The sequence below is a fragment of the Streptococcus bovimastitidis genome (assembly GCF_001885095.1).
Taxonomy (GTDB): domain Bacteria; phylum Bacillota; class Bacilli; order Lactobacillales; family Streptococcaceae; genus Streptococcus; species Streptococcus bovimastitidis.
In genome coordinates this window covers 65,143-71,432 of sequence record NZ_LZDD01000004.1, presented here as the reverse complement: position 1 = coordinate 71,432, position 6,290 = coordinate 65,143, and the positions used below count along the sequence as shown (strand labels likewise).

The window sequence follows — 6,290 nt, the reverse complement described above, 5'->3', positions numbered from 1 at the left end:
AGTTTACCGTAAAGACAGAAAGTTCCCAATCGAAGCTGACGCCGATTTTAAAGCATACAATACTGGAAAATCCATGTGGGCGAAAATGCCAGCATTGATGATCCGTAAAGTTGCCCTAGTATCAGCTATGCGTGAAGCGTTCTCTGAAAATGTTGGCGGTCTATATACTACTGACGAAATGGGACAAAATGACCCAATTGACGTAACGCCATCTGAAAGTCAAGAAGAAGTTAAAGCTCGCAAAATGAAGGAAATCGAGTCATATAATCAGCAACAAGCTGAACCAGTAATTGACGAGCAACAACCTGACTTATTCCAAGCGTCTGAACAAATATCGGACGAAGACCTACCATTCACGGTATAGAAAGGGCAAAACATGGCGATTAAAGAAGCTGAAAAAGTAAATGCCCTAGATAGCATTGAAATCAATTACACACCAGCAGTTGTGTCTTTCAATGACTTTGAAAGTTTTGAAAAAGGTGTTGAAGAAGCAGTTGCTTGGTATAGCACATTTGACTTGGAAGTTAATACGATTGAAGAAGTCAAACAAGCCAGGACAGAGCTTAATGCTCTTGATAAAAAATTAGAAGATAGGCGCAAGGAAATAAAGAGAGAAATCAATGATCCTTATGCAAAATTTGAAAACCAGTATAAAATTCCATACCAAAAGCTAAAAACCCTCATTTCAGAGCTTAAAAATCAAATTGACGGTTATGAAGAAAACCAAAAAATGCTCCGAAAGGACAAAGTCAAGCACTATTTCTATGAAAAAGCTGAAGAAGCTAATCTAAATAAAGAGGTCTTCGATAAATATCTTGACCAATTTGTTAAAGCAACAGAATTCACACCAACTTTCAACATTAAAAAATCAACTCAAGACAAACTTGATGAAATTATTATTGATGAAATCCAAAAGCAAGACCAACGTGACGCAGACCTAATTGCAATAACTGACCTATGTGCCAAGAATAACTTAGGACCGGCAAGCTATATCAGGCAGTATGACAATGGTGCTTCACTTGCTGAGATTTTAGGTTTTATCAATCGAGATATTGAAGAAATCAAACGAACCCGTGAATTGAATGAAGCTAAGCGTATTGCTGATGAGAAGGCTCAGATTGAGCGTCAGGCAGCTATTGAAGCGCAAGCCAAGGAAATGGTTGGAACTACAATTAAAGCTGTAAATCAAGAAACTGGGGAGATTTTAGAACGACCAGTAGCGGTTGCTAAATATGAAACAACAATCAAATTCATCATGGATTTAGAACAAGCCAAAAAGTTTAAGACTTTCCTTGACGAAAATGATTATGAATTTGAAACGCTAGTAGGTATGAAAAAGGTAAATTAACTAATTTATTGCAAAGTGAGGCTCGGCCTTTGCAGTAATAATATTTTCCGAGCAAGAAAGGAAATTCTTGTCTATCGTCAGATTAACAGGACTGATGATATAAAGGATTGTTGCACCCGTCCAAGCCGTATGCTCACACATAAGTGGGCGGGTGTGATTTTAAGTGAAAGTATGAAATATGAATTTATTTTAGAAAATACAAAACAAAGAAAAGAAATGCTTTCAAGTAATGATCGTTTACATTTTAGAAAACAAGCTAATATCACAAAATTTTTAAGACAACTAGCGAAGCTAAAAGCTAGTGGTTCGTCAGTGTCTTACAGCCCGAAAAAGCCATGTAAAGTATCAGTTGCGGTTTTTAGTCCAACAAGACGAAGACTCGACCCTCCTAATTTTTATCCAACAATAAAAGCAATTTTAGACGGTTTCACAGACGCTGGCATCTGGACTGATGACAACCACGAAGTTATCAAGTTGTTTAGTTTTGAATATGGTGGACTGAGCCAAATAAAAAAGAAATACAAGATAGTTATAGAAATCGAGGAAGTGGAATGATACCAAAGTTTAGAGGAAAATCGACTGATAAAAGCAACAAAGGTCAATGGGTATACGGGAATCTCATAGTTGACGGAAATAACGCACTTATCGTTAACGGTATTATTGAAAGCGAAGAAGATTATGTTGCACTTGGAGATTGGTGCCCTGTTGACTTAAAGACTGTTGGGCAATCAACAGGTCTGTTTGATAAAAACAAAAATGAAGTGTTTGTCGGAGATGAAATTAGATGTACTAGCGGTTGTCCGCATGAAGTTTACATTGAAAAAGAATATGGTGGCACTTTTATAGGTGGAATGCCAACAATTTATCTCAAAGGAATTGACCAAGGATACGCTTGGACTGGAGATGAGGAAATCATCGGAAACATCTATGAACTAGAAAGCGTGGAAGAATGATAGGCGATTTATATAAAGACAAGGAAACTGGGGATATCTATGAGGTGCTTTGTCAAGGAAAGCTTGCAGTAAGAAAAACGCCAGTAGTTATTTATCAAGATTTAGATGACGAAGTTTGGGTTATGTCAGAACATTTGTTTTATAACGGAAGATTTGAAAAGGTGGAAGAATGAAAGATTGGAAAACAGAAGTGCTTAATATTATAGCGATTGTATTTGCCAGTTTGTCGCTTGGCATGAGCATAGCTGAAAGTAAAAAACAAAATGAAATCACAGAACTCAAATCCGAACTCAAAGTAAAAAACAAGCAAATTGACGGACTGCATAAGCAAGTAAGCAGACAGACAAAACGTATTGCAGAGTTGACTGGTAATGGGGGCTGAAATGTCAGAAATTAAAATTTTAGATGCCTGTTGCGGAAGTCGGTTGTTTTGGTTTGACAAAAATGAAGAGCATACCACGTTTATGGATATCAGACAAGAGACATTTGACATTCATGGGAAGCATGTAAATGTTGCCCCTGATATTGTTGGCGATTTTAGAAATATGCCTTTTGAAGACAATACATTTAACTTGGTTGTGTTTGATCCACCACATTTAAAACATGTTGGCCAGAATTCAATTATGAAAGCACAGTATGGCCAACTTGATAAAGACAACTGGAAAGAAGATATTTCAAATGGCTTTGAAGAATGTATGCGAGTTTTAAAAGTCGGTGGTACTTTAGTTTTTAAATGGTCTGATTGTCAGCTAAATGTAAAGGAAGTTTTATCAGCAATACCATTTAAGCCACTATTTGGCCAGCAACGAGGAACAACTCACTGGATGACGTTTATGAAATTTGAACTTACTGGAAATGGGGGATAGAAATGATTAAAGTATTTGAGGCTTTCTCGGGTATAGGCACACAACGTATGGCATTGAGAAATTTAGGTATTGATCATGAGGTTGTTGCTATTGCAGAAATCGACAAATATGCTTTGAAAAGTTATGAGGCAATTCATGGCGATTGTCCAAATTTAGGGGATATTTCCAAAATAGACCCAACTGATATTCCTGACCATGATTTATTCACTTATAGTTTTCCATGTCAAGATATTTCAGTTGCTGGAAAACAAGCTGGACTTGATATGAACAGTGGAACAAGGTCAGGGCTTCTTTGGGAATGTCAAAAAGTAATAGCTGCTAAAAAACCAAAATATCTATTGATGGAAAATGTTAAAAACTTAGTTGGTAAAAAACATAAGCCTAATTTTGATAAATGGTTAGAGTGGCTAGAAAGTCAAGGTTATACAAACTATTGGCAAGTATTAAATGCAAAAGATTTTGGTGTACCTCAAAACAGGGAGCGTGTGTTTTGTGTCTCAATTTTAGGTAATCATGAACCTTATGTTTTCCCTGAAAAACAAGAGCTGACTATCAGATTAAAAGATGTTTTGGATGATGAAGTAGATGAAAAATATTATCTGACAACTGATAAAGCAAATCAATTACTTTATACAATAGTTTCAGAAAATGAAGTTTTAGATAAGGAAGTTGTTGATTCGACAATATTAAAACCAAAAGTAAAAAAAGTAATGAATGCAATAACTGCTAGATATAACGCTGGTGTACAAAATCAACAGTCTATAGGGGGGGCAGTAGTTGAGCATATTAATAAAAAATGCAACTAAAAAAGGCTATCTGATAGCCAATGATGGTGACGGGATTGACACAGCCTATCCATTTAGCAAAACAAGAAGAGGGAGAGTGCAGAAAAACATGGCACATACAATAACGACAAATGACAGTAAGGCTGTTGTAATTGGAACGATTTATACTAATGTATCAAAACGATTTCAGAGAGGAGTTTACAAAAATTTGAGTAGAACTGTCAAAGCTAATAACCATGATTTATCAGTAGTTATTGGAGCAAGTAACACAATTACGACTGTCCAAAAAGATAACTATGCAGTAGAGTTGCCGGAATACCGCATTCGAAAATTAACACCAAAAGAATGTTGGCGATTAATGGGGTGCAGTGATGAAGACTTCAAAAAAGCTGAACAAGTAAACAGTAACAGTCAGCTATACAAGCAGGCAGGAAACGCGATTGTGGTTGATGTGCTAGAGGCTATTTTTAGCCAACTGTTTTTAAACGAGGCACAGCATGAACGGATTTGAAGAACACCTTTATTACATTTTGAAGAAAAAAGAGGTAGCAAATGAAGATTGAAGAAGAACAATTTGTAGGCGTATTGATTATTCGTAAAGATGATTATCAATATACTTGTAAAAATTTAAAAGAATTTGACGAGCAGGGGAATAGGATTGGAGAACCAACAATAACTATTCCAAAATCACAAGCTAGGTATATATTGGAAAACGTACCAAACGCCCAATGGCAATTATTAATCAGTAAGGCTTTAGCTGGATCAAAATATCCAGACTTAGAATGGGTTTCAGTAAAGGAGTTATAAAAAATGGCATATAAATTATATTATGTTGAAAATGGTACTCGTGATGAACGCGGGCAATTTGAACATTTTGACGAAGCAGTGGCAAAATTTCACACCATTTGTCGGGATGAGTTTAAGCTACCTGTTTGGGCAGCCGACATGACGGTTGAAGATAGTGTGACAAAAATTGATTATGGCCGAAATAGTAAATGGTTTGAAATTGAGGTAACAGAAGATGAACCTAATTCATAATTTAACTGCTTGGGACCAAACAGAAAGCGAAAGCTTCAAGCTATCAGTTGATACTGACAAGATAATCGCTATCACAGAAGAAAATTTTACAATTATTGATGATTTTTTAAGTGAAAAAACGTGCTATGGTTCTGGCATTTTAACTGGTACTGGCCAATATTATTTTTTAATGAAGCCTTACAAAGAATTAATTGAAATGATCAATGGCAAAAAAGAAAAGCCACCTGAACTAGAACTTGGGGTTTTAATGGTAAAAATGGTTGATAAAAAATTAGGTTTTGAAACTAATTTATATGTCAAAAATATTGGAAATGGCTTCAATTCTCATTTAGAATTTACTGGTATAAAATCAGAAGCAATGCAATTGACTAAAGAAGAAGCAAAATGCGATAAGTACAAGAATTTTGATTGGGTTAGTTTGAAGGAGGAAATGCCGTGAAAAAACGTCTTAGATATTTAAAAGACTTACATAAGCTAAATAAAAGGCAATTTGCTATTAAGTGCGGACTTAAAGAAACAACTGTCGCAAATTATCTTTATGGCAGTAGCGTTCCATCACTTGAAATCACTGAGCAAATTGCAAAAGCATTTGGAGTCAAGCCGGCCTGGTTAGCTGGGTGGGACGTCACGAATGGGAAAGTAGTTGAAAAGAAGGTCTATATCAGAGACTCAAGCGCTAGAATACCACCAGACTGGGAAAATGACGAATGTGGCAAACTAATCAGATGGACGAAGAGAGGTAAGCCAGTTGACTGAAGATATTATTTTTAAGCTTAAGAAATTGAGATTATTTGATACCATTATTAAATCAAAAAAAGAAGAGTTAACCTCTCTAAAATCAGGTATTCAAAGGTCTCCAAAATTTACAGACGAGCCAAAAAGTGATAGCGACTCAAATAGCACTGAAAATCTTAATATCAAAATTATTGATAAAGCTAGAGAGATAGAAAAAGAGATCAGTAATCTCTATGATGAACGAAGTGAACTTGTTGCGATGATTGACCAACTTAATGACCCGATTGAAACAGCAGTTCTAAGATTATTCTATGTCAACGGTATGACGTGGAAAGAAATTTCCATTGAGCTTAACGGGCACCAAAAGACCTTTCAAAATGTTAGAAAAACAGGTATTCAAAATCTAATATCCATTTATTCCCAAAATATCCATTTCAAGTGATAATATGGTAATATGAAATATGTGAAAGCAGCATAATCTCCTAAATTTTGCCGTTTTATTTCAAACTCTAAATTTTATCGGAAAAGCTCTTATGCCTATTGTGTAAGGGCTTTTTTAGTAGTA

General features: G+C 35.5%; 14 protein-coding genes. All 14 read left to right on the top strand.

Annotated elements, in window-relative coordinates; genetic code table 11:
- A partial coding sequence (locus A9Q68_RS10250; protein WP_206281805.1) for a recombinase RecT occupies nucleotides 1-364 on the top strand: 364 nt, incomplete at its 5' end.
- A gap of 12 nt (nucleotides 365-376) precedes the next feature.
- A complete protein-coding gene (locus A9Q68_RS10245) occupies nucleotides 377-1,348 on the top strand; it encodes a DUF1351 domain-containing protein (RefSeq protein WP_071794600.1) in 972 nt (323 codons plus the stop codon).
- A gap of 171 nt (nucleotides 1,349-1,519) precedes the next feature.
- The gene (locus tag A9Q68_RS10240; RefSeq protein ID WP_071794605.1) at nucleotides 1,520-1,903 is read left to right on the top strand and encodes a RusA family crossover junction endodeoxyribonuclease; all 384 of its coding nucleotides are present in this window, start codon (nucleotides 1,520-1,522) and stop codon (nucleotides 1,901-1,903) included.
- A complete protein-coding gene (locus A9Q68_RS10235) occupies nucleotides 1,900-2,301 on the top strand; it encodes a YopX family protein (RefSeq protein ID WP_071794599.1) in 402 nt (133 codons plus the stop codon). The genes A9Q68_RS10240 and A9Q68_RS10235 overlap by 4 nt, the downstream gene beginning before the upstream one ends.
- A complete protein-coding gene (locus tag A9Q68_RS10870) occupies nucleotides 2,298-2,474 on the top strand; it encodes a hypothetical protein (protein WP_165605247.1) in 177 nt (58 codons plus the stop codon). The genes A9Q68_RS10235 and A9Q68_RS10870 overlap by 4 nt, the downstream gene beginning before the upstream one ends.
- Nucleotides 2,471-2,683, top strand: a complete 213-nt coding sequence (locus A9Q68_RS10230; protein WP_071794598.1) for a hypothetical protein — start codon at nucleotides 2,471-2,473, stop codon at nucleotides 2,681-2,683. The genes A9Q68_RS10870 and A9Q68_RS10230 overlap by 4 nt, the downstream gene beginning before the upstream one ends.
- Before the next feature lies 1 nt (nucleotide 2,684).
- Nucleotides 2,685-3,167, top strand: coding sequence for a class I SAM-dependent methyltransferase (locus A9Q68_RS10225; protein ID WP_071794597.1), 483 nt, complete (start codon nucleotides 2,685-2,687; stop codon nucleotides 3,165-3,167).
- Nucleotides 3,168-3,169: 2 nt separating this feature from the next.
- The gene (locus tag A9Q68_RS10220) at nucleotides 3,170-3,973 is read left to right on the top strand and encodes a DNA cytosine methyltransferase (RefSeq protein WP_071794596.1); all 804 of its coding nucleotides are present in this window, start codon (nucleotides 3,170-3,172) and stop codon (nucleotides 3,971-3,973) included.
- Complete coding sequence (locus A9Q68_RS10215) at nucleotides 3,945-4,463, top strand: DNA cytosine methyltransferase (protein WP_071794595.1); 519 nt, start codon at nucleotides 3,945-3,947, stop codon at nucleotides 4,461-4,463. The genes A9Q68_RS10220 and A9Q68_RS10215 overlap by 29 nt, the downstream gene beginning before the upstream one ends.
- Nucleotides 4,464-4,504: 41 nt before the next feature.
- Nucleotides 4,505-4,759: a hypothetical protein gene (locus A9Q68_RS10210; RefSeq protein WP_071794594.1), complete on the top strand. Its 255-nt coding sequence runs from the start codon at nucleotides 4,505-4,507 to the stop codon at nucleotides 4,757-4,759.
- Nucleotides 4,760-4,762: 3 nt separating this feature from the next.
- Nucleotides 4,763-4,990, top strand: coding sequence for a hypothetical protein (locus tag A9Q68_RS10205; protein WP_071794593.1), 228 nt, complete (start codon nucleotides 4,763-4,765; stop codon nucleotides 4,988-4,990).
- Nucleotides 4,974-5,429 carry a hypothetical protein gene (locus A9Q68_RS10200; RefSeq protein ID WP_071794592.1) on the top strand — a complete coding sequence of 152 codons (456 nt, stop codon included), beginning with the start codon at nucleotides 4,974-4,976 and terminating at the stop codon, nucleotides 5,427-5,429. The genes A9Q68_RS10205 and A9Q68_RS10200 overlap by 17 nt, the downstream gene beginning before the upstream one ends.
- A complete protein-coding gene (locus A9Q68_RS10195) occupies nucleotides 5,426-5,746 on the top strand; it encodes a helix-turn-helix domain-containing protein (protein WP_071794591.1) in 321 nt (106 codons plus the stop codon). The genes A9Q68_RS10200 and A9Q68_RS10195 overlap by 4 nt, the downstream gene beginning before the upstream one ends.
- On the top strand, nucleotides 5,739-6,167 hold the full coding sequence (locus A9Q68_RS10190) for a DUF1492 domain-containing protein (RefSeq protein WP_071794590.1): 429 nt from the start codon (nucleotides 5,739-5,741) through the stop codon (nucleotides 6,165-6,167). The genes A9Q68_RS10195 and A9Q68_RS10190 overlap by 8 nt, the downstream gene beginning before the upstream one ends.
- The last annotated feature ends 123 nt before the right edge of the window (nucleotides 6,168-6,290 follow it).

Bases quoted from the DNA above. Each gene is read 5' to 3' on its own strand.
- A9Q68_RS10225 (WP_071794597.1), top strand. From the start codon at position 2,685: ATGTCAGAAATTAAAATTTTAGATGCCTGTTGCGGAAGTCGGTTGTTT.
- A9Q68_RS10870 (WP_165605247.1), top strand. From the start codon at position 2,298: ATGATAGGCGATTTATATAAAGACAAGGAAACTGGGGATATCTATGAG.
- A9Q68_RS10220 (WP_071794596.1), top strand. From the start codon at position 3,170: ATGATTAAAGTATTTGAGGCTTTCTCGGGTATAGGCACACAACGTATG.
- A9Q68_RS10230 (WP_071794598.1), top strand. From the start codon at position 2,471: ATGAAAGATTGGAAAACAGAAGTGCTTAATATTATAGCGATTGTATTT.
- A9Q68_RS10210 (WP_071794594.1), top strand. From the start codon at position 4,505: ATGAAGATTGAAGAAGAACAATTTGTAGGCGTATTGATTATTCGTAAA.
- A9Q68_RS10245 (WP_071794600.1), top strand. From the start codon at position 377: ATGGCGATTAAAGAAGCTGAAAAAGTAAATGCCCTAGATAGCATTGAA.
- A9Q68_RS10240 (WP_071794605.1), top strand. From the start codon at position 1,520: ATGAAATATGAATTTATTTTAGAAAATACAAAACAAAGAAAAGAAATG.
- A9Q68_RS10205 (WP_071794593.1), top strand. From the start codon at position 4,763: ATGGCATATAAATTATATTATGTTGAAAATGGTACTCGTGATGAACGC.
- A9Q68_RS10200 (WP_071794592.1), top strand. From the start codon at position 4,974: ATGAACCTAATTCATAATTTAACTGCTTGGGACCAAACAGAAAGCGAA.
- A9Q68_RS10235 (WP_071794599.1), top strand. From the start codon at position 1,900: ATGATACCAAAGTTTAGAGGAAAATCGACTGATAAAAGCAACAAAGGT.